Genomic DNA, 25,915 nt, shown 5'->3' on the forward strand with positions numbered 1-25,915 from the left:
CTGCTCGCCTCAAAAGGTTGCGACATGTGGCGCTCCTTTGGTGTCTTTGGACAGAGCGCCGAGCGTGCCACAAACCCTCGCCGTCCGCCCCGCCCCATAGCATCTTGATCCAATGCTTTTGCCGCCCACTGCTCCACGCTTGATTACCTGAGCGCCCCCTGAGTTTTGCCTTAAAGGCGGCGGCTCAACGGCGAGGTGTTTTCCAATGCTCCGCTTCCGGAGCGATTGACGGTGAGGGCTCCAATTCGCAGAGCCGGTCGATCTGCGTTTTGAGGCGCGCTGGCAATTTCGGCTCTGGTTTCAGCGACGCGCGTAGTCTCTCGCCGATCTCTCGAACGATGGCCCGGCTGTGCACGTAGTCAATGTCGATGCGGTTGCGCATAGCGGAGCCTTTGGATTGGCAATAACGGCACCGCCTCCGCCCCCGCACCCAACCGGGGCAGGCTGGCCCTTCAGAGGAACTGGAGACCGCCGCTTTTGGCTATCTGCGCGAGCGCTTGTATTCAGAGCAGCGGGTCGCTGGCAACGACCTTTGGCTATCCGCGACATGCGCCGTGTTAGTACCGGCGAGCGACGGTCTCATGTTTTTCTAAAGCCTGGCAGGCGCTTTTCGTTCCTTTGATCTCTCTGATCGTGACACGATGTTCCTTCGGACGAGGAACCCGGAATGCGGCGTCGACGCATCCGCTAGACCGCTAAGCGATCGCAGCCATGCACTCGGGGCCAACTGATACACGAACAGTACTCGGGAACTGTTTCTGAGAGTGCCCGGTTAATTCATGGGGCGATGAAGGGGACTATCGCTATGAGGACCGAATATCTCGCTGCGATTGCGATAGCTGTTCTTGCCGCTTGTACCGGGCTGACCACTCTCGGCTCGCTGCCGCCCGGAAAGCAGTCCACGCCGGCCGTCACGCAAGTGGCGGACCGATTAGCTCTGTCCGTAGATCCGTTTTTGATGCGGTCTGGTGGCTAATAGGCGGCGTAACTCGAAATGCATTGGCCGCCGGGTGATGTCGGCGAGCAGAATCGAGTTGCCGATCAGCCCAGGGCGACCGCTTTCGCGTTCATCGAACAATGCTGTAGGCAACCTCGTTCAGTCGTGCCTACGCCGCCGCCCGATCTTCCTTATCCGCCCCGCGCATCACGATCCTGAGCGTCTCATCCGGCAACGACCGTTGCAGCGCCTTCGCCTCATCCCACGGCGCGCGCATCCAGACATCGCGCTCTTCATCAGTCGTCAGGATTACCGGCATGGCCTTCGGATGGATCGGCTCAATCACCGCATTTGGCGTAGTCGTCAGGAAGCCATACACGAGGTGCGGCCCCGGGGATCGGCTTGGATTTCGTCCCTTGAACTCAGTCCAGATGCCTGCGAAGGCCGTAAGCGGTCGGTCATCGTTCAGGCAAACCAGACGACATCCTTCTTCTTTGTCTCAGGGTTCGCCTCAGGCGCGTACTCGGCGAAGCTGTCGAAGGGGACGAGGCAGCGGTTCTCTGGCTTCAACCAGCCGCGCCAATGAGGAGATGACGTGTTGCGGATGTTGGTGACTGGAGGGCCGCCTGAGCGCGGCGGCGGTGGCATGCCCCAGCGCATCAGCGTCATCTCGGTGCCAGCCTCCCTGTTGCGGATCACAGGGGCCGGGTAGTCCGGGAAGACGCCGGGCATCGGCTGCAAGTTGCCGACGTAGCGATTGACCACGCGGAAGAGCGCGAGGATGGCGGCTTGGTTGGTGGTGATGCTGTAGAGGTTGCACATGTAGGTCAGCGGCCCGCCGACGTACTCGACCTAGGTCATCCCTTCCTGGTAGTCCGCAAACTACGGACGTAATACCCTTGTCCCTGAACGGCCGACCTGATCTCGTCGCTAACTCTGAAAACTCATTTTCTGCTCTTCCGCCACTTATGTCTGGAGCTGAGCGTCGGTATCGCAGAGCCTTTGCTTAGAACGAGCAACTCGCGCTTATCATTGCGATAGACATCAAACACCTTTCGCCCCCGCTGATTATATTGGAATAGACATGAAATAAGTTTCGGTCCTAGACGGACCAGACTAATATCTATAAGGGCCGCGCGGGTTGTAATTCTGCAACGCTCGCCGCTTTCTGCTTCACCGCGTTCCGGATTGGGATCGAGCTGATACGCTTCCGGACAGATTGGTCGGCCTAGGCGATGCAACGAGGCCGCGGATATCGTGACCGGCGGGCCGCCAGTGTGCCGCGACGGCGGCATGCCCCAGCGCATCAGCGTCATCTGCTTCCGGCAACCGTGTTGCGGATCACGGGAGCCGGATAGTCGGGAAAGACGCCCGGCATCGGCTGCAAATTGCCGACGTAGCCATTGACCACGTGGAACGGACGCTAAGCATCCTGAATCAGAATGTCGGTCAGGCTCTTTTCGTCGCGCTGTCGCGGCGTCAGATCCAGTCCTGTCAGCAGATCGGCTAGATGACTTGTCATCAGCTCGGCTGCGACGTCGGTGTCGTGGCGGGCGATGGCGTCGACCAGATGATGATGGGCATGGCTTGCACAGATGGTGTCGCGCCGGATCCAGTACAATGCGATTATTAGCGATGAGCGCGTGACGAGGTCGGCGACGATCTCGCACAGGATCGACTGCGACGCGATCTTCGAGACCTCAACATGAAAATTGGCTGACAGCATCAGCGCGTCACTGTCGCGTCCTTCACGCACCGCTTCGTGCTCCTGATCGAGATGGGCGCGCAGCCGCGCCACGTCGTCGGCCGTAGCGCGCGCGGCGGCAAGCGCTGCCGCGCGCGCCTCGACCAGCATGCGCATTTCGAAGATCTCGCGGGCTTCGGTCTGCGAGGGTTGTGCCACGAAGGCGCCGCGGTTCGGCTCCAGGCGCACGAGGCGATCGTGCGCGAGCGCCTGCAGCGCGGACCGGATCACAGTACGGCTCACCGCGTAGATCGAGGCCAGTTCGTCTTCGGGCAACTTGGTGCCGGGCGCCAGCCGATGGGCAAAGATCGCATCCCGCAGACGGGTGTAGGTCGCGGACCACCGCGCCGCTGGTTTCAAGGAGTAGGTCTGTCGGTCTTCGGTCGTGTGCATGGCCTCAGAAGCTGGACGGAGATAGCGAGGTGCAAGGTGCGATTGGATTTGTGCACGCGTTTTCACCGTCATCATATCGCGTGCTTACCTGCAGGTGAAGTGGCGAGCGGGCGGGACGTCATGTCCGGCGCATGCTGTGGCTGCGGAGCTTCCGGCGCGAACGCGGCAAACAGGCCATCATAAGGCTTGACCCGCGGCGCGGCATAGCCGCCACGCTTTGATGTCTTGTGGCCGAGGCTCACCAGGCCTTCAGCGAGTTTCACCGCCGCGCCAACGCCGTCGACGACAGGAAGGCTGTGCTCGCGCGATAGCTCGGCAGCGAGATCGGCCATGCCGGCGCAGCCCAGCACGATCGCTTCGGCTCGGTCCTCGACCACGGCCTTGGCGATCTCGGCCGAGATCCGTTGGCGTGCGTCCGAGCCGGGAATCTCGAGATCGAGCACTGGTATTTCCGATGCTCGTACCCGCGCGCAGCGGCCGGCCAAGCCGTATTTGGTGAGGTTGTGCTCGATTGCTGAGACCGAGCGCGACAACGTCGTCACAACGCTGAAACGACCTGCCAGCAGGCTGGCGATGTGGAAAGCGGCCTCGCCGATGCCGATGACCGGTGCGGCGGTGAGGCAGCGCGCCGCATCCAGCCCAGTGTCGTCGAAACAGGCGATTACATAGGCATCCACATCTGGCGCGGCGTGTATCTGCGCTAGCAGGCCTGGAATCGAGAATACTTCGTCATAGTAACCTTCGATGCTCGGCGGACCGTATGTCGGATTGATAGCCTGGATCGCGGTGCCGGAAGCGGCGGCCGCTTGCGCCGCCACGCCGATCTTTTGCGTCATTGATGCGGTAGTGTTGGGATTGATGACCAGAATGCGCATAAGTGTTTACCTGGGCTCACAATTCTCCGCCAAGATAGAGGGTTTTGATGCGTTCATCGTTGAGTAGCTCAGCCGAAGGCCCGGAGAGCGCGACGGCTCCGGTCGAGAGCGCATAGGCGCGGGCGGATATCTTGAGCGCGATGCGCGAATTCTGCTCGACTAGCAGCACGCTGACCTGCTCGTCGCGATTGATGGCGACGATCGATCGCGCAATGTCCTGCACCAGTTTCGGGGCAATGCCGAGTGAGGGCTCGTCGAGCAGCAGCAGCGTCGGCCGGCTCATCAGTGCGCGGCCGATTACTAGCATCTGCTGCTCGCCGCCGCTCATAGTTCCCGCCGCCTGGCTATAGCGTTCGCGTAGCCGCGGAAAGCGCGTGAGTACCGCCTCGAGCGTGTTGGCGACTTCGGCCTTGTCGTGGCGGGTGAAAGCCCCCATCAGGAGATTGTCCTTCACTGACATCAGCGGAAACGATCGGCGGCCCTCCGGAACCATCGCGATACCCATCTTCACTAGCTCGTCGGGCGGGCGGCCATCGATGCGTTGGCCGCGAAACCGAATTTCGCCCTTGCGGATCTTGCGAAGGCCGGTGATGGCTCGCAAAATCGAGGTCTTTCCCGCGCCGTTGGCGCCGATCAGCGCCACGGTCTCGCCCTCGTTGACCTCGAGCGAGACGTTTCGCAAGGCGTAAACCTGATCGTAATAAAGTTCGACCCCGGAGAAGGTGAGAAGCGGCTCCATCGACTACATCCCGATCGATTCGTCGGCGCTGCCGAGATAGGCCTCGATCACACGCGGGTTTTGCTGGATCTCCGTTGGCGTTCCTTCCGCGATCTTCTCGCCGAAATTCAGCACGACAATGCGGTCGGAAATCTTCATGACGGCGGGCATATCATGCTCCACCAAGAGGATGGTAACGTCGCGATCGCGTACCGCGCGCACCAGCTGGACTGCACGTCGCGTTTCATCATGGTTCATGCCGGCAAAGGGCTCGTCGAGCAGTAGGATTTTAGGGTTAGTGGCAAGTCCGATGGCTATGCCTAGCGCACGTAGATGGCCTTGCGGCAGGGTGTTGGCTAACTGTCCCGCGATCGCGCGCAGACCGAGAAAATCCAGGATCTCATCGGCAGAGCGGGCAAACTCGCGCTCGTCGGCGCGCGCGCTTGTCGAACCGGTGTAGAACCCGAGCAAGCTGGCGCGCGAACGCAAATGGTGGGCGATGATGACGTTGTCGCGCACGCTCATAGTCTTGAATATGGTGGTTTCCTGGAAGGTGCGTACGACGCCGGCACGCGCCACGACGTGAGGGGCCAGACCGGAGATGCGGTTGCCGCGCAAAAGCACTTCGCCATCGCTCGGTCGCATGAACGAGGCGATCAGCTTGAACAGGGTCGACTTGCCGGCGCCGTTCGGCCCAATCACCGAAAGGATCTCGCCCTCGCGCACGGAGAAGGAGATTCCATTCACGGCGACGAGGCCGCCGAAGCGTTTGGTTAGAGATTTGACCTCAAGCAACTCGGCCACGGCTCAGCTCTCCTTCCGCCGCGGCGCAAATAGGCTGAGAATGCCGTTGGGTAGCACCAGCATCAGCGCGATCAGCACCATGGAATAGATCAGCAACTGGAACTCACCCGTCCTGAACAGGAAATCCCAACCGAAATACAACACGAAGGTGCCGACCAAGGGGCCCATCACGTACCCCAAACCGCCGAGGAAACAGTTCAGCATGAAATTTACGGAGTCGGCGACGGCGAAGCTCGACGGATAGATCGATTGCGCGATGGCGACAAACATAGCGCCGCCAATGCCGCCGAGGAACGAGGAAATCGCATAGGCAATGATACGCAACGCGGCGACGTTGACGCCGATTGAGGAGGCCAGCTCTTCATTTTGCTGAAGCGACAGGCAGAGTTGCCCGATGCGAGAATGTACCAGACGATAGACGCCTGCGAATACCAGTACCATCAGCGCCACCGTTACGAAATAGAACGCCTGACGCGGGTTGGCCAGCGTTGCAAAATCCGGCAGTAGCGTGAGGCCGAACAGGCGGATTGCGCCTGGAGGCGGGATGTCGGTGATGCCTTTGGCGCCGTTGGTCAGCGGCACGGCCAGCGCCGCGAGCCGCGCCACCTCCGTCAGGACAAGCGTCACCATCGCGAAATAAACGCCGCGCAGCCGCAGGATCGGCAACCCGATCAGGACGCTGATGCCAGCGCAAAGCAGTCCGGCAAGCGGTAAGCTAAGCCAGAACGAGACGCCACCGGCCGTGACGAGGATCGCCGAAACGTAGCCGCCGAGCAGCGCATAGGCGCCCTGGCCGATGTTGATGCGGCCGATGAAGAAGGTTAGCCACACGCCTGCGCTGGCGATGCTCAGAAGCGCGACAGAGGTCAGGGTATAATAGAGGTCGCTGCGGCCACTGACCGCGATGAGCCAGGGCACGAGGACGAAGGCGACGACCAAAAACAGCGCCAGGGCCGAGACTTTGGATGCGGTGCTCGTCATTGTCAGCCCCATGGTTTGCCCATGAGCCCGTTGGGACGGATACTCAGGAACACCATCAAGGCGGCGAAGATCACCAGATAAGTGACGTCGCCGTAGGCATGCAGTACCGACAGACCCACCGACTCCAGCATGCCGAGAATGAAGCCGCCGGCGATGGCGCCGCCGACCACGCCGGCGCCGCCGATCATCACCATCAGGAAGGCCTTGATCGAGATCGGCCCGCCGATGCCGGAGTTGACGCCGGTAATAGCGACCAGCAAGCCGCCGACCACGCCGGCCAGCATCGCGCCAAGCGCGAATCCGATCATGGAATAGCGATCGACATTGACGCCCATTAGCTGCGCCGCGACGCGGTCCTGGGCCAGCGCCCGCATCGCCCGTCCGGGACGGCTGAACTGCATGTAAGCCATAAAGCTCGCGATCAACACCAGAGCAATGACGCCGACGATGATCTTATCATAAGGGATGATCAGCCAGTCGACGTTGAGCACACCGTTGACGATCTTCGGCACGCCGCGCTGTTTCTCGCCAAACAGCAGCAGGATTACTGCATCGAGGAAAAAGGCTGTACCGGCGGCGAGCAGCATAGTGCTCTCGTCGCGCACGCTACGCCGGATCACGGTGCGGAATAGAAACCGCTCGAACAGGGCGCCGATGATCGCCAGCGTCACGCCCGAACAGGCAAGCGCCACCACGAACGGCAGGTGCAGTTGGCCGTAGACCGTATAGGTGATGAAGCCGCCGAACACGTACATCTGGCCATGCGCAAAGTTCAGCACGTTCATCAGCGCGAAGATCAGCGTCAGGCCGAGCGCGATCAGGGCGTATTGTGCGCCGAGGTAAAGGCCGTTCACGATGACCTGTGTCATGTGCAGTCCCGTTCGAGGAGCGCGCGCAATCCGTTGCGCGCTGCGGCTCGCGTCCGCCGCGGCAAGGGGAGGGGCGAACGACGCCAGCCTTAGGCTGCCGTCGCCCGCACCCGGTCAGAGGTGTCAATCGACGTCGGCGACGAACAGCGTTTCGAACTTTCCGTTCTTGTATTCCGTGACGACGAGTGGCACGGCGAGTTGACGCTTCTGGCCGAAAGAGGTGGTGCCGACGTAGTGAAGCATCTTGTCGCCCTTGACGTAGGGGTTGGGTGCCGAAAATCCGTCAATGGTTTTCTTGTACTCGGCGATATCGTCGATCGCTTTGGGGTTCGCCTTCAGAGTATCGATGATGTATTGGAGGGCGTATACCTTGGTGTTCGACTCATCGTTGTATTCGCCGAACATTTTCGTATAGCGGGCGATGAAGTCATCCATCGCCTTGGAGCGGATCTCTGGGGTCGAAGCGCCGCCGACCGAGATGAAGCCGTTGGCAAGTTCGCCCGCGCCTTCCTCGAGCACCTTGGCATCCTGCGCAGTTTCGGTTGAGAGCAGGCCCTGATAGCCGAGTTCGCGCGCGGCGCGGATCAAGAGTGGCGCGTTGGCCGGGGAGACGCCGGACAGCACCAAGAGATCGGGCTTCAGCTTGACGATCGGCGTCAGCACCGGTGTGAAGTCGCGTGTGTCGTTCTGGTAGGTGTCCTTGTCGGCGACCACTTGGAGGCCAAGCGCGTTGGCCGCCGCGACGCCGCCGTCGCGTTGACTGAGCGGATCGGATTCATTAGCTGCGACGAAGGCGATCGTCTTCACGTTCCTTTTGTCGTGCAGATATTTGTAGATCGCCGGGCCCGATTGATAGTTTGCGACCATGCCGAGCACCGCATTAGCGGCGGGCTTTGTGTAGAGCGCCTTCGGGAAGGCGTAAGGGAAATAGATTATGCCCTTAGCTTCCGCGACGGGGCGTACCGCGGCAGCGCCGTCGTCGACATTCGGCCCCACCACATAGTGGATGCCTTCCTGGGCCATCTTCTCCATGCCGGCAATGGCGCGCTTGGGATCTTTCTGGTCATCGAAGGTGACGATCTTGATGTCGTAGGTGCGATCGCCAATCTTGACGCCACCGGCCTCGTTCCATTGCGCCGCAAGCGTCTGCATCGAGCGTACGTTCGAGGTGCCCCAGGCCGCGGCGGGACCGCTGGTCACGCCGACGAAGCCGATCTTCAATTCGGTGTTTGCCGCCTGCGCGCCGGTCGCCATCAAGCCCAGCAGTGAGGCTCCAATCAGAGCCGATTGCACAGCAGAATACTTCCTGATCATCACACGTCTCCTCCGCTGAATGAGTCAACGCCCGACATTACGGGACCACCCCGTCGCAGGTCTTGGGCTGATCAAACGCGTCCGCCTCACGATTGTCAACAATCTAAATAAATTTTGTGAACAATTTAGGCCAGCTGTAGTATACAATGCTCGCGAGGGGCGCCATGGATGAAGCGTCTCGTTCAACGTTGGGAGCTGAGCCGCTTGTTTGACATTGAGCAGGATTATCCGCGCGATCTCATCGGCTATGGCTGCAGCCGGCCTCAGCCAGCGTGGCCTCGCGAGGCTCGCGTCGCGCTGCAATTTGTCATCAATTATGAGGAAGGCGGTGAGAACTGCGTCCTGCATGGCGATGCTGCATCGGAAGCTTTTCTCTCGGAGATCGTCGGCGCGCAGCCGTGGCCAGGGCAACGGCACGTCAACATGGAGTCGATCTACGAATACGGCTCACGCGTGGGATTTTGGCGGCTGTGGCGGATGTTCACTGAACGTAACATGTCGGTCACGGTCTATGGCGTTGCCTCCGCCATGGCACGCAATCCGCGGGCGGTGGCGGCGATGAACGAGGCCGGCTGGGAGATCGCTAGCCATGGCCTAAAATGGATCGACTATCGCAACCATACGCTGGAAGCGGAACGTGCAGATCTCGACGAGGCGGTGCGGATTCACACGGCGGTAGCTGGCGTACGTCCGCTTGGTCTCTACCAGGGGCGTACCTCAGTGAACACGCTGGCCCTTGGCGCGCTGGAAGGCGGCTTTCTTTATCTTGCCGATGCCTACGCGGATGAGCTGCCCTATTGGCAACTCATTGCAGGTCGTCAGCAACTGATTGTTCCGTATACGTTAGACGCCAACGACATGCGCTTTGCGACGCCGCAGGGTTTCAACAGCGGCGATCAGTTCTTCAGCTACCTCAAGGATTCGTTCGACGTGCTCTACGCCGAAGGCGGTGCAGGCGATGCCGGCATGATGTCGGTGGGGCTGCACTGTCGCCTGGTCGGCCGACCCGGCCGCGCCGCGGCGCTTGCGCGTTTTCTGGACTATGTGCAGGGCCACACCGATGTCTGGGTGGCGACGCGGCTCGACATTGCGCGCCATTGGATCCGCCATCATCCACCCGAGGGTGGCTACGTGCGCGGGCGCATGGGCCCCGCTCTTGTTGCCGAGGTGTTCGGCAATGGCGCAAGCGAATTGCCATAACGTAGTCACCGGAGTCGAACGATGTTAACTCTTCCGGTCGTGGCGCTGACAAAGGCAGAATTTGCGCCCTTCGGTGAAGTCATCGAGACAGACGACGTGACACCGAAGCTGATCAACGAGGGATTTGCCCGGCGCTACGACGATCTGGCCAGGATTGACGTTGCCTCGGAAGGCGGGGACGTCAACGTAAGCCTGTTCATCGGTGCAACAAGACCAACTCCGATCGTCATCAGGCTCATGGAGCGTCATCCCCTCGGCAGCCAGTTGTTCATCCCATTGAACGATATGCCTTGGTTCGTGGTCGTGTGCACAGATCCGCACGATCTTTCGAGCTATCGGGCGTTTGTTGCGTCGGGACGGCAGGGCGTGAACTACGCGCGCAACTGCTGGCACCATCCTCTGCTGGTCGCCCGGGACGCCAGCCCGTTCGTTGTTGTCGATAGAAAGGGGCCGGAGGCTAACCTCGAAGAAATGTGGCTTGAAGAAGCAAGCTGGCTGCGTGTCGTGCCCGATAGAGCAGCGTAAACACGTTTGGGCAACACGACGAAGCAGGGCTAAGACCTCGGCGAACGTCCGCACCAATCATCTTTAAGAGGCATAAGAATGCGGTCTCAAATCTATCACGTGCAAGCAGGAGGACATCCAGCCCAGACCAAGCTTTTGACCGGTCGCGCGGTGTTTACGGACGCCTATGCGGTGATACCCAAAGGCGTAATACGCGACATCGTCGCCAGCTACCTTCCTTACTGGGATAATGCCCGCGTTTGGGTGCTGGCTCGGCCTTTGTCCGGTTTTGCAGAAACCTTCTCCCACTACTTGATCGATGTAGCGTCGGGTGGAGGAAGTGAACGTCCGGAGCCAGATAAGGAAGCGGAAGGCGCGCTGTTCGTCGTTGGAGGCAAGTTGACTTTGACACTCGACGGGGCAGAGCATGCTTTGGAGCCCGGAGGCTTTGTATATCTTCCTCCCAAGTGCCGCTGGAGCGTGAAGAATCGTAGCTCCAATTCGGTGCAATTTCACTGGATCCGGAAGCTATATCAGAGCGTGCCAGGCCTCGCGGCGCCGGAGGCGATCGTCACCAACGAAAGCTCGATCGCGCCAACGCCCATGCCGGACACGGAAGGGCGGTGGGCGACTACGCGCTTCGTCGAGCCTTCGGATGTCAGGCATGACATGCACATCACCATCGTCACTTTCGAGCCTGGCGCGTCGATCCCATTTGAAGAGACGCATGTTATGGAGCACGGGCTCTATGTTCTCGAAGGCAAGGCGGTCTATCGGCTCAACCAGGACTGGGTCGAGGTCGAAGCCGGAGACTACATGTGGCTCCGTGCTTTTTGTCCCCAGGCGTGCTACGCCGGTGGCCCCGGACGATTCCGCTATCTCCTCTACAAGGACGTGAATCGGCATATGGATCTGCGGGCCTTGCGACCAATAGCGCCGTAGGGGGCGATCGCAACGGCGTATGCACCGGGAGTTCATGGGATGGATTGAGGTTGGGCTGAAGCGCTCGGGACGCTGAGACCGGCGTTTCATCCGAGGGGTTCAACCTACGCCCTGATCGAAAATCGATCGAAGGCAGTCAAGGTCTGAGGACGCGGCTTGACAATAGATCTCGATCTGTCTTTTCGAAATGTCTCGGCCGGCGAACGGGTCTATGATCACCACGCCCATTCGGTTCACAACGCCGATGGCTTGCGGATCGCGGCCCTAGTTCGTTCTTAATAAGAGCGTTGATAGGGATGACCGACTTGTGCCGCGACTCCTGTTCTAAGTGTCTATTCGATCAGGATCAGACCAGGGGGGAGTGAATCGTCGTATAGACTGGCCCGATCGGATCGTCCGATCGGAACGAAACCTTTGATTTTTGCGGTCTGCAGCGCAGGAACGCCGGATTTCTCCAGTTTGCTTGCAATCAGGCCGCGCAAAGACATGGGTAGATCCAGACTCCGATCGTCGACAACGCGCGCGGCCCGGAGGAACAGAATCTGCAGGTCGAGCAACTCCGGCGTAGTCCAATCGAAGCGCTGGAAAGCCTGATACGCGTGCTCGACGAGATCGGGCGAGACGACAGTCTCCGGCCCTGCGTAGAGCGGAGTGCGGTTGAGCAGGAGCCCGAGCGCCGCAAGATAAGGAGCGCAGTGCCGCTTAGCCCGTACAAGCGTCACCGCGATGTCGCAGAGGCAACGCACCAGTTCCGCCTTGGTGTCGTGATGGATCAGTTCCAGGGATCCAGCCAGACGCACGAGTTCGTCGGGCGCCCTGCCGCTGCGGATCCTCTCGATCTCTCCGGCCATAAGCCTGGTCTGGCGTTCGCGCGTGAGCCCGCCCGCCACCCGGCGCCAGAGGATGTATTCTTGGCTCTTGATGCGCCGACCAGGAAAACACGGGCCATCATCGTGCACCCGCCACAGGGCATCGATACGAAGGTCGTCCCGGACAACGCCGAAGCCCGGGCGCAGCAGGAATCCAGCCATGATGAGCCAAGCCTCTTCGTGGTCCGCGGAACGTCGTCTGTCGTCCCGCCGCTCCTCAAGCGCCGGCCAAAGGGCGCGCAGCAGGGGCCCGTTCCATTCACCTCTGGCAGATGCGAGGATGCGCTCCATACCCTTGAGGATCGTGGCAGCAGTAATCTTGTTCCTTTTGTTGTTACTGGCAGGCTGGGTGAACACGATCCCGATCTGCCTGCGTGCCGTTTCCAGCGCGTCCGCTGACGCGTTCGGTTCAATCGGAGCGTTTGCCTCCCGCGCCCGCCCCGCACCGGGCGCGCCCGCGACGCCTTGGACGTGCTCGCGCATGTTGAATTCCAGCGGCCAGGACTGCTGGACGGCGGGATCGGCGCTGACGCACGAGATGTGGAGCAACCCCAGTGCGTTCATCCGCGCCGTCAGACCGACGGACAACATCCCGCCCGCTTCCGGACCGGATAGCTCAGCCGTCCTGACGATGGTCTGGAGCGGGGGCAACGCGTGAAATTCGCCTTCGGACCAGGAAACGATGTCTCCGGCCCGGCTGACGCTCTTCCGCGTTGAGGAATAAGCCTGGAAGCGCACCAGCTGATCGGTGCGGAGCTTAAGCCCAAGATCAGTGATCTCAAAAAGCTGCGACGGCGCTGCACCCTGAGGAAGAACGCACACGAGGGGCGGGCGCACAGTCTGGCGATCCGTTGCCTGTATCCCCTCCACTTCGAGAAAGATCGCAGCGGCGGCCCCAGCGGCGATGCGACCCGAACGGTGGTGGAGAAGGGCACCAAATCGCGCGGCTCCGCGCGCCACCGCCAGATCCGGCTCCTCGTTCTCCAGAACCAGGGGTACGAAGCCGTCCTGCCAACCTCTGATCTGCTCGCGGAGTCTTTGTCGCAGGAGCGGCGGTCGGACGGATCCGCCGTTGAACAGGACGGCATCAATGCGCGGGCGATCGTTGAGGAATTCGGCAAGGTGTCGGGTTATCGCGCTGTCGGGAGGATAAGGAAGCCCCCATTCCCTCAGTGCCGCGTGTGTCCGGTACGGCCGCGCCGCCGCGTCGCAGAAGGGAAAAAATCCGTCCAGCAATAGGCTCTCGATTTCCGCCCGCATCACCGTCGCTGTCTGCGAGCCGCCGACCATCCCCGACCCGCGACCGGCCAGTGCAACAACGAACCGCTCATCCGGCGGTCCTGTAGCGGCGAGCGCGAGCTCTTTCAGATGACGGCAGGCGGCGACGAGCTGATCCCATTGCGGGCCGGAAAGCCGGCCGCCCGCCTCAGCAAGCCGCGGCTCCAGGAAATGGGCGACGGCAAGGTCGATATTGTCGCCGCCGAGCAGCGTATGCTCGCTCACCGCGACACGCCTGATGTCAGGGTCCGGCGTTTGCTCGTTCACGCGAACTTCAAAAATGCTGAAATCCGACGTTCCGCCGCCGATATCGATAACCAACACGTGTCGCAGCCCGGCATCGCCGTTGTCGGGCCGCTGCCATAATTCGAGCGCTGGGTCGTGGCTTTCCAGCCAGCAATAGAACGCAGCCTGTGGCTCTTCGAGCAGTCGCACATCACCGGGGAAGCCCGCTTCCTCTGCGGCGGTAATCGTCAGTCGCTGCGCCGCCGCATCGAAGGAAGCCGGGACGGTAACCGTGATGTCTTGATCATCGAACGCAAAGCCGGCCTGGGCAAACCGGCTGTTCCAGATCCCCCGCAGATAGTTCAGAATCAGTGCCGAGGCCCGTACCGGCGAGATTTTCTGCTCACGTGCCAGAACCGTTGATCCCCATGGCAGAAAGGGTGCCAACCGGTCGGCGGCGTGATGACAAAGCCACGACTTCGCGGAATGGACGACCCGTCCGGGCGCTTCGCTTGCCTTTATGCGTGCAAAAAGGCCGACGATCCATTGTCCGGCTCCGACCTCCTCACCGCGGAAATGTGCTGCGACCGCTTCCTCTGGCAGGTACAGGAAAGAAGGTAGCGTTGGCTTCCCGGTCAGACTCGCCAGGCCTTCCCATTGCGGGACGAGAAGGACTTCTGGCGTCCCCTCGCCGACCAGCGGCGCGAATGCGAGTGCGGAGTTGGTCGTGCCGAGATCAATACCGATGGCGAAGCGGGCGCGGTCTTTCGTCAAGAATTACCTCCAGAGGCGGTTCGGCCCCTATTCCGTGCGGACCTGGAACTCAACCTTCCATCGGCGATCGGAGTTCGTGTGCCTCATCCAAAGCTCAAGGATACCAAGTTCGGTGACGACGGGACTGACGCGGACCGGCACCACCTGCCCCATCGGGACGTCCAGGGGCGGGATCGCGACTTCGAGTAGGCCAGCGTCATCAAGGTCACGCTCGGCGTCGGGGAGTATCTGTCCCGGCGTATCGCCGCTTCGTACCGAGGAGGAGAAAAACCGAAACTCCGCCGTGCGGCCGGTGACAAGGCCGAACTCGCGTCCTTCGATCAGCAGTTCCGTGCCTTCCTGCATCCCCTGCGGGACAACACACAATGCCTTCAGCGGCGGCTTGTAGCCCGGAACGGCGGGCATCGACGTTTCCAGGCCGATGTAATAGGAACGCGCCGCGCCGGCCTTAATGCGCACGCCCTTGCCAGTGGCGCGGTGGCGTCCGTAGATCGCGCCGCCGCGTGCGACGGCGAGGTCTGGTTCGAAACCCTCCAATTCGCGGACTGGCCGGCCCCCATTCCAGGACGCCAGCAGCTCAAGCACCCGGGTACGGATTGGCGCGGCCTTGAAAACGCCCCCATTGAACAAGACCGCGGTCGGCATCAGCACCTGCGCGCCAGCCGAAACCTCCACCAGAGCGGCAAGCTTTTCGCTTGCCTTCACGTTCTGCAGACTCCGAGCGAGAAACTGGGCGATATGCTTGCTGACGACGGGGTCGGAAGCATAGGGCAAACCGAATTCCTGCAGCCCTGTCATGCGGCTCTCGCGCGGCAGGTCGTCGACACTGGTTCTAGCGAAAAAACCGTCGACGACAACCTGCTCCAGTGTCTCGCGATCGAGAGTCGTTGAGACAGTTTTGGCAAGCAGGCTGGAGCCGCGCGACGGGACCGCGATCGGCGCCTGCGCCAGCCCGGCATCATCAAACAGCACGATCTTGGCTTTGGAGGCGGCATGCACGAGCGCCAGGAGCTGCCAGGAATCCAGCCGTTTGCCCGCGGCCTCAAGCTTAGCGTTCAGCGCATACGCGAGCGCCAAATCCATATTGTCGCCACCTAGCAGAATGTGCTCGCCGACGCTGACACGCTCAAGCTCCAGCCGCCCTTCGACATCTGTGACCGCGATCAAGCTAAAATCCGCTGTCCCACCACCCACATCGCAGACCAGCACGATGTCGCCATCAGCAATCAGTTTTCGCCAATCTCTGCCCGTCTGCGCCATCCAGGCGTAGAATGCAGCCTGCGGCTCCTCCAGCAATGTGACGTCCTCAAGGCCCGCAGCCTTGGCAGCCTCGGCAGTGAGGCTTCTTGCGACCTCATCGAACGAGGCAGGAACGGTTACAACGATCTCGCCTTCCGCGAGGTCCCAATCCCGGCCCTGCGCCCGCTCGGTATGTAGGACCGCCTCCCTGAGATGTTGGAGGTAATGGCGCGAGCATTCGAGTGGCGAGAGCTTCTCTTCCGCGATGTCGGATCGCCAGGGCAGAATCTGCTGCTTCGGGTCGATATGCGGGTTGGACAGCCAGGATTTGGCGGAGGTCACAACGCGATCAGGCACGAGCGCCCCCCGCTCGCGCGCGAACTGGCCAATGATCACGCGCTCCCCGGCATCATTCCAGGGCAGAGGAAAAGAACTCTCCGGGAACTCCTCGGAGTGCGGAATATAAACGGCGGACGGCAGTGTAAGCATCTCGCCGATTTGATTCGGCCCTACGGTCTGCGCGATTTCGATAATCCTGGTCTCACCACTCTCGAGATCGGCGATCGCGATTGCGCTGTTGCTCGTGCCGAGGTCGATAGCAAGACTGAAACGAGCGCTCATGAAGGGGGTGTCCTGGTTGTCGTGCTGTCAATTCGCGTCAATAGCCGCGCGTGATGGAAAGCACCGGTTGTACGTGATCCGACTCGGCGCCCGGCAGCCGGCCGCTGCGAGCCCGCTTATCTCAGTTCCACCTCCGCCGGAGCGATTGCTGGAAGTCGATCGGTCGAACTCCACAAAACGCGCGGTAGATTCACCGCATCCGTTTTCCAGCCGTGGTGGACAAGCACTCCCGAGAACGGCGCCGGGCCGCTGATCTTGCCCAGCAGTCGGTACTCGTCCGGCGAATAGCCAGCGGCGACCTGCACCGTCGATCCCTCGCTCTCTGCGCGCACGGGGGAGATTCGGAAGTGCTCCAGCAGGGCGGTCTTGCATCCGGCATGGACCACGCGCGCGGCTGCCCCAACCTGTGCGTCATCATGCGCGTTGATGTCCTCCATCAGGAAATCGACCAGCCGGCCCCTTGCCTGCAGCATCGCCAAAAAGCTAACGATCTCGGCGTCTGCCCGGTTTGCGCGAGTCGTAACAGGCATCGGTCGGGCCGCCTCAGCGCCAGCACTTCGGCTATCCCGTGACGGGCCGCGCCAGACCATGATCGCTATCAGCGCGACAAGGCTCAGCGCCACCGCCCCACCCGATAGATACATTTGGAATGCGCTAGCTGCCGGCAGCAATTCCAGAGCGTTCACCACGACCAGGAGCAGGACCACTATAATGGCGATCGCTTTCATCGCATGCATGTTTAGCCGCAGCTCCCTTTTGACCCGCATCAGCGTTGATTGACGCATGTCCCTCAAGGCCTATGCGGCACGCCGCCTGGAACAGGTCAGGCCCGATCTCGCCGCGTCAGCAGAGCGGGCAAACCTTGCCCGCTGTAAAGCGCGGGCGCGGACCCGGTTAGGTTTCCACAACCATCGAGAGGTAAGCAAATCACACTTTGCTGCGGTGCATGAGTCGGGATTTGGCCCTGCGCTGACGTGCCTTCGTCCTCCGCCAATGCCGATTTTGGTGGCAAAGCGGACACCGCCTTATCGAGCGTCCGGTAAGGGCCTTTTATGAGTACGCGCCCCAAGCCACTCTGCGAACCTTGCCTGTCGGGCAAACCACCCGGATGTGCACGCGCCGGGGGCGCGTCGTCCATGCAATCCTTCATATGGCGGACTTGCCGTTAGCTCGTTCGCTCGTATGGAACGTCCCGACGATCGGCATCCTTATGAATGTTGCCGGGCTATTCCTGAAGTGGCGGTCCCGTTCGGCTCGGTCCACAGCCAGCCAACGAGGCCGGCAAGTGCGCTGCAACTCGCGGTCACAAGCATGATCGTGCGCAGCGCGCGTTCAAATGCGGCAACCACCTCTTCATGAATGCCGGACTGTCCGGACATAACGGCATTCAGGGCTTCGTTCGCTTGCGGGGGCGTTGGTCCGACAAGATGATATGAAAAGCTTGCAAACAACGTTGCCCCGAGCGCTGCGACCGCGAGCAGGCCGGCTATTCGCGCGACCGCGTTGTTGACGCCGGAAGCAATACCGGCGTGGACGTTGCCGGCGGCAGCCATCACTGTTGATGTTAGCGGCGGAACCGTGATCGACATGCCGGTGCCCAGCAGGAAGATCGACGGAAACACTCCGACCCAAAAAGGTTGCCTGAGATCGACAACGGCAAGCATCGCCAAGCCGCAGGCCGCGATGATGGGCCCCATCGTGAGCAGCGACCGCGGCCCCAGACGGTCGGTCAGAGTGCCTGCGAAGGATGCGCCGAAACTCATGATCAGGGCAAAAGGCAGCAATGCCGCTCCAGCTTGTGTCGCGGAGTAGCCGCCGAGCCGGATCAAGCCGAACGGTAGATAATAGAGAGCGCCACCGAGCGCGAAGTAGAGTAACAGCGTCAGCGCATTCGTTGCGGAAAAGTTCCGTGATCGGTAGAGCGACAGCGGCATCATCGCCCATTCATGGAGTCGGGCTTCGATCGCGACGAATAAAGCAAGGAATGCAGTTCCCATTCCGAGGGCGGCCAGCACTGTTTTGTCGCGAAATCCCGCCGTCGGAATGGCACTGAGACCCAACGTGATCGTAGCGAGGCCAATCGCGACTGTGACGGCGCCGCTCCAGTCGAGTTGCTTCGCGTGCGGATCGCTGCTCTCGCTGGCGAAGCGAAGCGCAAGTCCGGCCGCGGCAATCGCGAGCGGGACGTTTAGCAGGAAGATCGCCCGCCATGAGACCTGATCGACCAGCCAGCCACCCAGCGGCGGGCCTGCTGCCAACATCAGTGCACCTGCGCCTGCCCATATCCCGATTGCCTGGCTCCGCTCGTGCTCGTCGAAGCTCGCTCCTAACATTGCCAGACTGGCCGGCGTTAACAGGGCGGCGCCAAACCCTTGAACCGCGCGGCTGACGGTGAGGGCCGCAATGTTTGGCGAGAGCCCGCAGGCGACGGAGGCAGCGGTGAAGACCGTAACGCCCAGAACAAAAATCCGGCGTCGACCATAGAGGTCGGCGGCGGAGCCACCGATCAGCACGAGCGCACCCAGCAACAGCATATAGGCGTTGACGATCCACTGTGTTGCTGCCGCATCCGAATGTAACGCCTGTTGGATTGCGGGTAGCGCGATGTTCACTACCGACCCGTCGAGGAACGCCATGCTCGACCCGACTATGGTCGCCGCCAGCGTCAGCCACTTGCATCTTTGCGACAGAGCCCGGTCAAAACAGGTTGTCGCCTGGATGATCCCCGCGTGGCAGGCGGCCGTGTGAATCCAACCATTGGATGCTCGAGAAAGACGGTTGCCGCCGGTGGGGGTGCGCCTTGCGTATACAGTTAGCAATACTCGCCCGTCGCCGCGTCTTGATCTAGTGACAAACCGGAATAGGCTCGCGCCAACCCGTTAGTTCCAAGCCTGGCAGTGCGCTATGGCTAGGGACGCGCCCGACGACTAGGCGCGTCCCAAGTCCAAAGCCGACAATGGGACTTTGGCGAATGACCGCTTTGCGCCACAAGCGCCCGCTCTCGGTCCGATGGATATGCTGAGCACGTCGGGTAGGCCCAAAACCAGGCTCTGTCTTCGGTGCGAAGTTGCGCATTATGGCGTCACAATGGCAGACTAGATCTACTCGCGTTTCATCGTCTAGCTTTGAGCGCCGAATGGACCTCGCCTAACATCATCTCCGTGCTGTGACCACCCGGATGAAGCTTAGTTGGAGGAAGCACTGTGAACGCAAATTGGCCAGACATCCCGTTCGAGAACTGGCGCGAGACATGTTCCGCGCTCCATATGTATTCGCAGGTTGTGGGTAAGTACCGACTTGCACGAACGCCTTGGCTCAACCATTCCTGGCACGCGACCCTCTACGTTAACGCACGTGGGTTGACGACTTCGTTGGTACCGGACGGGGCTGGCATTGAGATCACCCTCGATCTCCGGAAACATGCCGTCATCGGAGAAGCAGCAGACGGGCGCGCGACTGAGCTTCCGTTAGGACCGATGTCTGTGGCTGACTTCTATGCATATTTTCTCGAACTCGTTCGGCGTATTGGGGGCACGCCGGAGCTTCACGACCGACCCAGCGAGGTGCCAGCCCCCATCTCATTTCGCGATGATCGGCAAACGAGGCCCTACGATGCTGCAGCCGTGACAAGGTTCTTCGAGGCGCTCGTGCTCGCCAACAATGTATTCACCCGATTTCGAACCGGTTTCATCGGAAAGGCTAGTCCCGTTCATCTCTTTTGGGGCAGCTTTGATCTAGCGGTCACGCGCTTCTCCGGACGCCCCGCGCCCCTCCATCCGGGTGGCATTCCTTCTTTGCCGGACGAGGTGACCCGCGAGGCATACAGTCATGAAGTCTCGTCGGCAGGTTTTTGGCCGGGCGGCGGCGGCACGGACTTTGCGGCCTTTTACTCCTATGCCTATCCCGCTCCTGCAGATCTTGCGGACGCGAAAGTGATGCCCGATGGAGCCTACTTCGACCGGAAGCTCGGGGAATTTCTCCTGCCTTACGATGTGGTGAGACAATCAGCTGACCCGGAGGTAGCACTGATGGCCTTCCTGGAGAGCACATATCTGGCCGCAGCCGACCTCGGGCATTGGGATCGCAGGGCCCTCGATTGTCCCACCGGCGTAGCCCGCCGACCGCGGCCATTGAGTTAAGGGGCCCAAGGTCCCACAGCTGATGTTCAACTTGAAGACAGCGAAATCGATAAACTCTGAATTACCGGCAAACTTGATCGCTCGCGTCGACGAGGTGGTTGAATAGCTTGGTCGCCATGTCGGCTTCTGGTTCGCTGACCTGCAACCAGATGGCTTCGCTGTCTGGTTTTGAAGTGATTGTGTTGAAAAAGTCGCGCTCGCGAAAGCACCTATAGCGCCAATAAACCAAGTGGCATGACCTGGACGGCCTTTATCTTACTGTTGGTGATGGCGATCGCAGCCTCGAAGTTCGTGCGCCATTCGCTCGCGGTGCTCGCCGCGATAGTGACGATCGTCGCACTGGTCTGGGTTTTGGCGGGGCACCCTCGGGATCCGCCACTTGGAGGCACTCGTTCGAGTTCGACGTCTCGCAGTACTCCATAGGTCGGCCGTGGAATTTTGCGGGGCCAAACCCCTCAGCGGTGCCACGGCAATGGTGTAAGCAGTGGTCGTTAGACTCGATTCGTTTGGCGCGCCCATTACCGCCGAGCACCTCGCCTCGGCATTGAGCCTAAACCACTTATGCCGAGGTCGCCTTTCGGCTCGATCCCGCTCCGGCTCAACGTGCCGGGGATGACCGAAGAAGTCCAGCGCGATCTCTCTACCGAGACAACCTGAGATGCAGCGGGTCGAGCAAGTTTTTCTACAGATTCTCTCCCTCCAGCGAGAATGGTTCAATGAATCCTGCTGAAGCACTGTCTCGAAGATCTGGCAGTCCAATTGCGAAGCTAACATGCGAAACGGAGTCAGTTCGCGAACTGATAAGGTTTCATACGAAACGGAGTCAGTCGGTGGACTGATAAGGATTTCGTTGAAATCTTATCAGTTACTGGCCGGCTGCCGTTGGGTGAGGGCAAACAATCCGGTCGGGGCCTCTGGCTGACTACCAACGCTCACCGCCGATCACCCGGATTAAACGAGTGACCGGCGGTCAGCTGTGGGGCTTTCCCAAGAAGCTTGCGCAGCCGAAGCTGGCGGTCGAGATCGACACGCGTCGGCACAAAAACATATCACACTAAACCGCCGTCGCGGTAGAGCACGACGGCTCGACGCCCGCGTGTAGGGAAGTGGCTCGGGCTCTGCCAGCCTTTAGCTGCGCACGGCTGCGCGGAAGCCGACGAAGCTCAAGGCGCCCGCCACGATGACGGTAATCCAGCTCGCCCAGAACGGCACATCGACGCCATTCAAGGTGACGGACCACCCCATCACAATACGGATCAACTGTAGAAGTGCGATTAGGGCAAAGATGGCGGCGGCAAGTGTGCAAAAGGTTCTTATGGTCATTGCCCGTCTCCGATGGCAGAGGACGTGCTCGTCCCCTGCAGCCAAAATGGGGAGGGACCGGCGCCGCGGCCACTCCCCTCAAGCAGGGAAGTGGCTTAACTGAGCCATTCTCGATGTGTCACACGATCGCCGTTTCGCGGCGCCGCGAGTTGGGATCACTTCCCGCCTTCGGCCCAAATGCGAGGTGCGCAATGTCCGCTTTTTGGTCGCTATCGGGAGAAAAGCGGACGTCGCACGCAATCCGCGGGCGGTGTTACGCGTCAGAAATCTGTATGCGGCAATCAGTGCCACAATGCTCGCAAAAATCAGCAGTGCTCCGATAATTCGACGTTATCAAGACCTTCTCCATTCTGCGCGCATCTGATCGCAGAAGGCGAGCGCGCGCGTTGGTCAAGTCAACAACAGGCTTGCTGTGTCACATGGCATGCGGATTTGCGCTTGGGTAGCCGGCGCGCGGGCTGCACTTGTAATCTATGCGTGAGGATTTGGCGCCTTGCGCGCTTTACGCACCAGTAAGTTCTAGCGATGAAGCCGAAACGGCAAGGGCCTGCGCACTCGGAAGCCCTAGGCAGAGTAGAGGCCGGCTTTTAGTTGCCGAAGGGGCTCACTGTTTGCGCGGAGTGGCGCGGGTGAACCGCCCATTTCAACACAATGGACAAAGTGGAGCGCATTCTGAGAGTGGCGGTAGATCTTATTGCGATTGAACGTGATAAAACATGCGCATGCCGGGAACAGGAAGCGTCGCGCGCACGATCTCTCTGCGGATCCGCCGGTCATTGCCGGCGCGCCGGGTATCGGATGTGTATGCTGAAGATCTGTCCGGACTACGCGATCAGATCGTTCATTTGCAGAGCAAGATAGAGAAGAACGCGCTGCTCGTTTGCGGCAAGCCGAAGGCCCGTCATTCGCTCGATCTTGTCGAGCCGGTAAGCGACGGTTTTCTGGTGGGTGCGAAGTTCTTTTGCCGCAGCTTGCTGGGAACAATTGCACGAAAAGAAAGCCCGCAAAGTCTGCAAAAGGATTTCGCGTTGTGGACTCCTCTCCTCCAAGAGTTTTCCCAAAGTCTCTTTTGCGAACTCGCGAAAGTCGGTGCCGTCACGGATGCCCATTAGAAGCCCGGCGACTCCGACTTCATCGAAACCGACAACGCTGGTCCTCCGACTCTGACGAGCGACATCCAACGCAATATGAGAATCCTTCCATGCTGCAGGCATGAGCATCGGATCGGAGCAAGGTCGGCTTAAACCCACGTACACGAGCGAGCCGGGAACACGTCGCATGATTTCGGCCACGAGGCTCTGGACGAAATCTCTAGGCCGCGCGCCGTCGCAAGTCGAAATAACGATAGCGAGTTCGTTTCCGCGCAATCCCGACAGCTTAGCGATGTTGCGCATCGGTAGGTGATTTGGCGCTTCGGCGACGGAGCGGCGGCGGCTTTCGATCTCTCCGCCGGTTAGGACATTTGAGTTGTCAGGTTTGTCGAGACCGTCGATACGACAGACGGCTACACAATATTCAGCGGGAATTTCAGCATCCAGTTCTATGGCCCGTTGAAGAGCCAGCTGCCGAAGGTGGTCGGCTCCTTCCAAGAGATCCCAAGTCAACGTCGCAAGCTTGTCGCTAAGTGCACGTGCCGCCGCTCTTTCCTTGGTTTGATGAAGCGCGGCGGTAACGCACAGTTCTGTAATAGCGAGCTGTGCGCTCTCGTTCTCGATTTCCGGATCGAGCATGATCGCCCAGCCCAGCTGTTCCGATCCTGCCGTTATGCTCTGAAAGGCGAAGCGCAGTTTCCCGGCAGATATCGTTCTATATCGGGTTTCAGAACCCCGATTTTGCGAAATCCCGATCCGAATGGTGTGGAGAACTCCGTCTGTGGCTGCCGTTCTGGGATGGCAAGCCTGCACATCCAAGTGTTTGTCCAGAACAATAACAGCAGTTCGAAGATGTTGGTGTGCGCATTGCGCAATTTCGGACAGCCCGCCGCCATCTAGAAGGGTGGAGATAAGGCTTTCCTGCAGAGCTGCGGAATTGCGGATGACGTTATACCGCTGCTGGAGTTTGGTATGGGCGTCTTCCAGCTTCTGAGCGGCCAATTCGCGCGCGTCAAGCAGGGCAGCGTTCTCGATCGCAAGAGACGCTAGATTGGCGAGTGTAGCGAGTTCCGCCATGTGTTGAGGTGTAAACGTCGACGGCTTGCGCCGCCAAACCTCGAGGACGCCAATCACCTGTTCCTGGGACATAAGCGGTACCGCTAGAGCGGAACGGACGCGTTCGGCCCGCGCTAGGCTCATGAAGTCACGGCTGATGATCTCGCTTTGAACGTAGTCTTCTATCGAGCATGGCTTGCGTGTTTCGAGGACGCGGCCGCCGACGCCCTGTCCGGACTTCATGCGAAGGCTGGCCGTCTCGGCTGCCAGATTGCCGGTACAGCGCTTCATCACCAATGCATCTTCCTCGAGAAGCATGATGCCGCAGATGTCGGCGGAAAGTCGTGCCTTTGCTTCGTGGGTTATCTGAAGAAAAATCTCCTGAAGATTGCGGCTCTTTAGGATCTTGTTCGCTACGCGCTGAAAGACGCGGATAGCTTCAAGTTTGTCAGGATTGCCGCAGTGGGTCTCGCTCGACGCAATCGCGAGCCTGAACACTTGGGATAAGGTCGCGACATTGTCGCGCAGTGGGCCAGAATCGGTCACTCCTTCGACGAGAAGGGCGACGCTGCCGACCTGGACCGGAACGAAGATCGAGTCATCGAACTGGATTATGTCAGCCAACGCATCTGGAAGACTTTCGATCAGGGCTTCATCGGCGCCATCGTTGAGCTTTTCCCATTCGCGCCAAGCACCTGCCGAACGAACGAGCAGCCGAACCTCGCGAGCAGAAAGAAATTTGCGAAACAAGATGCGAGCTTCGGCAAAGAGCGTCTGTGGTCCGCGATCAGCCGCATTGGCGAGCGTGACAATCGATTCTCTCAATAGCTCGGGCGCAAAGTCCGGATGTCCCTCAAGCATTCCTTTCTGCGCCAGCAGTGCGGTCCTACTCATCGAGCTTTCTCCCGCCGGCACGAGGTACACCGCTTTTGTTCTTATGGGCACGAACGTTTCTTGTGCGATGCAATATTGTCGCCGATCGACTAAGAGCTTGCTCTGCTTGGCCTAATTTGGCAATGGCGGACGAGGATCTCAATCAGACCCGGGGGTCGATGACGGCCTTCATGATCCTCTGAGCCTTAAGATCCGCATAGGCTTGCGAGGCATCGCCAAACCCAATTCTGCGATCGACTACCACCGTTGGATCGAGAGCGCCGGTTGTGATGAGTGACAGGAGCCGGGAGCGGAGGCGGATGGAATCACCAATTGCGAACCCTAGCGTGAGTTCGTTCGCAAAGCCTCTCGCCAGGGGAAACGGCCAAGTCTCAGCCGCATGGGCGCCTACGGAGATGATCCGGCCACGCTTTCGCACTAGGTCAAATGCGGCCGTCAGGGCGGAGGCACTCCCTACGGCCTCAATGATAACATCGGCGCCTTCTCCGTCGGTCAGGCGGGTGATCAAGGCGCGAGCCTCTTGTGGTGATGCAGCGAGGCTGCCGTTGGAGCGGGCGAATTCGCGCCGCGCTTCGCTCGGCTCTACCACGATGACTGCGCCTGCTCCGGCAGCCTGGGCCGACAGGCTGGCAAGCTGACCGACCGTTCCGCCGCCGATGACCGCAACGATTTCACCGGGTGAGAGGGCGCTGCGCTCTACGGCGGCCCAGCCCGTCGCTAAATTGTCGCCGAGCAGGATCGCAGCCTCGTCGGAACAGCCTTTTGGTATTAATCCGAGCGTCGTGTCGGCGTACGGGACCCGTACAAGCTCGGCCTGCGCCCCCGCCAAGGCCGGCCCGAAGGAAGTGCCAGTCCCGAAAAAGGCTCTCTCCGAGCACTCCCAATGGTCGCCTCGGTCGCAACATCGACAATGGCCACAGGCGGCGAAGTCAGACGCCATGACCCTGTCACCAACCTTGAACCGGGTCACAGCACTCCCGATAGTCACGACCTCGCCCACGAATTCGTGGCCGATAACGGCGCCCGGCCGGATGCCTGCGAAATCGCCCGCGATGACATGCAGATCGGTGCCGCAAATGCCGGCTAATTCGACGCGAACCAAGGCATCCCCGGGCAGCTCGAGTC

Annotated in this window: 18 protein-coding genes and 4 pseudogenes; 4 read left to right on the forward strand and 18 right to left on the reverse strand. The window is 60.5% G+C overall.

Annotated features, from left to right (window positions below; genetic code table 11):
* Positions 1-184 precede the first annotated feature (184 nt).
* From YUU_RS59375 to YUU_RS0138935, 11 genes and pseudogenes are all read right to left on the reverse strand, one after another.
* A complete protein-coding gene (locus YUU_RS59375; protein ID WP_156944766.1) occupies positions 185-382 on the reverse strand; it encodes a hypothetical protein in 198 nt (65 codons plus the stop codon).
* Positions 383-1,106: 724 nt separating this feature from the next.
* A pseudogene (locus YUU_RS62940) lies at positions 1,107-1,759 on the reverse strand (SOS response-associated peptidase).
* Between the two features lie 35 nt (positions 1,760-1,794).
* Positions 1,795-1,989 (reverse strand): annotated as a pseudogene (locus YUU_RS61710) (hypothetical protein).
* Between the two features lie 231 nt (positions 1,990-2,220).
* Positions 2,221-2,348: pseudogene (locus YUU_RS61715) on the reverse strand (SOS response-associated peptidase); the annotation flags it as partial.
* A gap of 12 nt (positions 2,349-2,360) precedes the next feature.
* Positions 2,361-3,074, reverse strand: a complete 714-nt coding sequence (locus YUU_RS0138905) for a GntR family transcriptional regulator (RefSeq protein ID WP_035664608.1) — start codon at positions 3,072-3,074, stop codon at positions 2,361-2,363.
* A gap of 71 nt (positions 3,075-3,145) precedes the next feature.
* The gene (locus YUU_RS53265; protein WP_084801759.1) at positions 3,146-3,949 is read right to left on the reverse strand and encodes an aspartate/glutamate racemase family protein; all 804 of its coding nucleotides are present in this window, start codon (positions 3,947-3,949) and stop codon (positions 3,146-3,148) included.
* Positions 3,950-3,965: 16 nt separating this feature from the next.
* The gene (locus YUU_RS0138915; protein ID WP_027527135.1) at positions 3,966-4,688 is read right to left on the reverse strand and encodes an ABC transporter ATP-binding protein; all 723 of its coding nucleotides are present in this window, start codon (positions 4,686-4,688) and stop codon (positions 3,966-3,968) included.
* A 3-nt stretch (positions 4,689-4,691) separates the two neighbouring features.
* On the reverse strand, positions 4,692-5,471 hold the full coding sequence (locus YUU_RS0138920; protein WP_027527136.1) for an ABC transporter ATP-binding protein: 780 nt from the start codon (positions 5,469-5,471) through the stop codon (positions 4,692-4,694).
* A gap of 3 nt (positions 5,472-5,474) precedes the next feature.
* Positions 5,475-6,452, reverse strand: coding sequence for a branched-chain amino acid ABC transporter permease (locus YUU_RS0138925; protein ID WP_027527137.1), 978 nt, complete (start codon positions 6,450-6,452; stop codon positions 5,475-5,477).
* Positions 6,453-6,454: 2 nt separating this feature from the next.
* A complete protein-coding gene (locus YUU_RS0138930; RefSeq protein WP_027527138.1) occupies positions 6,455-7,321 on the reverse strand; it encodes a branched-chain amino acid ABC transporter permease in 867 nt (288 codons plus the stop codon).
* A gap of 123 nt (positions 7,322-7,444) precedes the next feature.
* A complete protein-coding gene (locus tag YUU_RS0138935; RefSeq protein WP_027527139.1) occupies positions 7,445-8,635 on the reverse strand; it encodes an ABC transporter substrate-binding protein in 1,191 nt (396 codons plus the stop codon).
* A gap of 168 nt (positions 8,636-8,803) precedes the next feature.
* On the opposite strand from YUU_RS0138935, the pseudogene puuE reads away from it, so the two are divergent.
* The 3 genes and pseudogenes from puuE to YUU_RS0138950 all read left to right on the forward strand — a co-directional run.
* Positions 8,804-9,814, forward strand: a pseudogene (gene puuE / locus YUU_RS53270) (allantoinase PuuE); the annotation flags it as partial.
* A gap of 42 nt (positions 9,815-9,856) precedes the next feature.
* Positions 9,857-10,360 (forward strand): ureidoglycolate lyase, encoded by a 504-nt coding sequence (locus YUU_RS0138945; protein ID WP_027527140.1) that lies wholly within the window; start codon positions 9,857-9,859, stop codon positions 10,358-10,360.
* A 78-nt stretch (positions 10,361-10,438) separates the two neighbouring features.
* Positions 10,439-11,281: a bifunctional allantoicase/(S)-ureidoglycine aminohydrolase gene (locus tag YUU_RS0138950; protein WP_027527141.1), complete on the forward strand. Its 843-nt coding sequence runs from the start codon at positions 10,439-10,441 to the stop codon at positions 11,279-11,281.
* A gap of 332 nt (positions 11,282-11,613) precedes the next feature.
* Here the strand turns inward: YUU_RS0138950 and YUU_RS0138955 are convergent, their stop codons facing one another.
* The 4 genes from YUU_RS0138955 to YUU_RS53280 all read right to left on the reverse strand — a co-directional run bounded on the left by YUU_RS0138955 (position 11,614) and on the right by YUU_RS53280 (position 19,106).
* Positions 11,614-14,427 carry a hsp70 family protein gene (locus YUU_RS0138955; RefSeq protein WP_027527142.1) on the reverse strand — a complete coding sequence of 938 codons (2,814 nt, stop codon included), beginning with the start codon at positions 14,425-14,427 and terminating at the stop codon, positions 11,614-11,616.
* A gap of 27 nt (positions 14,428-14,454) precedes the next feature.
* Positions 14,455-16,287, reverse strand: a complete 1,833-nt coding sequence (locus YUU_RS0138960; RefSeq protein WP_027527143.1) for an Hsp70 family protein — start codon at positions 16,285-16,287, stop codon at positions 14,455-14,457.
* 116 nt (positions 16,288-16,403) lie between these two features.
* Entirely contained in the window at positions 16,404-17,072 is a 669-nt protein-coding gene (locus YUU_RS53275) for a DUF2760 domain-containing protein (protein WP_210164186.1), read from the reverse strand.
* A gap of 423 nt (positions 17,073-17,495) precedes the next feature.
* Positions 17,496-19,106: an MFS transporter gene (locus YUU_RS53280; protein WP_256375327.1), complete on the reverse strand. Its 1,611-nt coding sequence runs from the start codon at positions 19,104-19,106 to the stop codon at positions 17,496-17,498.
* 384 nt (positions 19,107-19,490) lie between these two features.
* On the opposite strand from YUU_RS53280, the gene YUU_RS0138975 reads away from it, so the two are divergent.
* Positions 19,491-20,426, forward strand: coding sequence for a DUF5996 family protein (locus YUU_RS0138975; protein ID WP_027527145.1), 936 nt, complete (start codon positions 19,491-19,493; stop codon positions 20,424-20,426).
* Between the two features lie 1,128 nt (positions 20,427-21,554).
* On the opposite strand, the gene YUU_RS0138990 is transcribed toward YUU_RS0138975, so the two are convergent.
* The 3 genes from YUU_RS0138990 to YUU_RS0139000 all read right to left on the reverse strand — a co-directional run bounded on the left by YUU_RS0138990 (position 21,555) and on the right by YUU_RS0139000 (position 25,892).
* Positions 21,555-21,749 (reverse strand): hypothetical protein, encoded by a 195-nt coding sequence (locus YUU_RS0138990; RefSeq protein ID WP_027527146.1) that lies wholly within the window; start codon positions 21,747-21,749, stop codon positions 21,555-21,557.
* 824 nt (positions 21,750-22,573) lie between these two features.
* On the reverse strand, positions 22,574-24,790 hold the full coding sequence (locus YUU_RS0138995; protein WP_156944768.1) for a GAF domain-containing protein: 2,217 nt from the start codon (positions 24,788-24,790) through the stop codon (positions 22,574-22,576).
* 142 nt (positions 24,791-24,932) lie between these two features.
* Positions 24,933-25,892 carry an alcohol dehydrogenase catalytic domain-containing protein gene (locus YUU_RS0139000; protein ID WP_245288239.1) on the reverse strand — a complete coding sequence of 320 codons (960 nt, stop codon included), beginning with the start codon at positions 25,890-25,892 and terminating at the stop codon, positions 24,933-24,935.
* Between the last annotated feature and the right edge of the window lie 23 nt (positions 25,893-25,915).

Source organism: Bradyrhizobium sp. Ec3.3 (assembly GCF_000472925.1).
Lineage (GTDB): Bacteria > Pseudomonadota > Alphaproteobacteria > Rhizobiales > Xanthobacteraceae > Bradyrhizobium.

Coding starts and splice junctions, on each gene's coding strand:
- YUU_RS53275 (WP_210164186.1), bottom strand. CDS start 17,072: ATGCGTCAATCAACGCTGATGCGGGTCAAAAGGGAGCTGCGGCTAAAC.
- YUU_RS0138950 (WP_027527141.1), top strand. CDS start 10,439: ATGCGGTCTCAAATCTATCACGTGCAAGCAGGAGGACATCCAGCCCAG.
- YUU_RS53265 (WP_084801759.1), bottom strand. CDS start 3,949: ATGCGCATTCTGGTCATCAATCCCAACACTACCGCATCAATGACGCAA.
- YUU_RS0138905 (WP_035664608.1), bottom strand. CDS start 3,074: ATGCACACGACCGAAGACCGACAGACCTACTCCTTGAAACCAGCGGCG.
- YUU_RS0138990 (WP_027527146.1), bottom strand. CDS start 21,749: ATGACCATAAGAACCTTTTGCACACTTGCCGCCGCCATCTTTGCCCTA.
- YUU_RS0138960 (WP_027527143.1), bottom strand. CDS start 16,287: ATGAGCGCTCGTTTCAGTCTTGCTATCGACCTCGGCACGAGCAACAGC.
- YUU_RS59375 (WP_156944766.1), bottom strand. CDS start 382: ATGCGCAACCGCATCGACATTGACTACGTGCACAGCCGGGCCATCGTT.
- YUU_RS0138945 (WP_027527140.1), top strand. CDS start 9,857: ATGTTAACTCTTCCGGTCGTGGCGCTGACAAAGGCAGAATTTGCGCCC.
- YUU_RS0138930 (WP_027527138.1), bottom strand. CDS start 7,321: ATGACACAGGTCATCGTGAACGGCCTTTACCTCGGCGCACAATACGCC.
- YUU_RS0138925 (WP_027527137.1), bottom strand. CDS start 6,452: ATGACGAGCACCGCATCCAAAGTCTCGGCCCTGGCGCTGTTTTTGGTC.
- YUU_RS0138995 (WP_156944768.1), bottom strand. CDS start 24,790: ATGAGTAGGACCGCACTGCTGGCGCAGAAAGGAATGCTTGAGGGACAT.
- YUU_RS0138915 (WP_027527135.1), bottom strand. CDS start 4,688: ATGGAGCCGCTTCTCACCTTCTCCGGGGTCGAACTTTATTACGATCAG.
- YUU_RS0138935 (WP_027527139.1), bottom strand. CDS start 8,635: ATGATCAGGAAGTATTCTGCTGTGCAATCGGCTCTGATTGGAGCCTCA.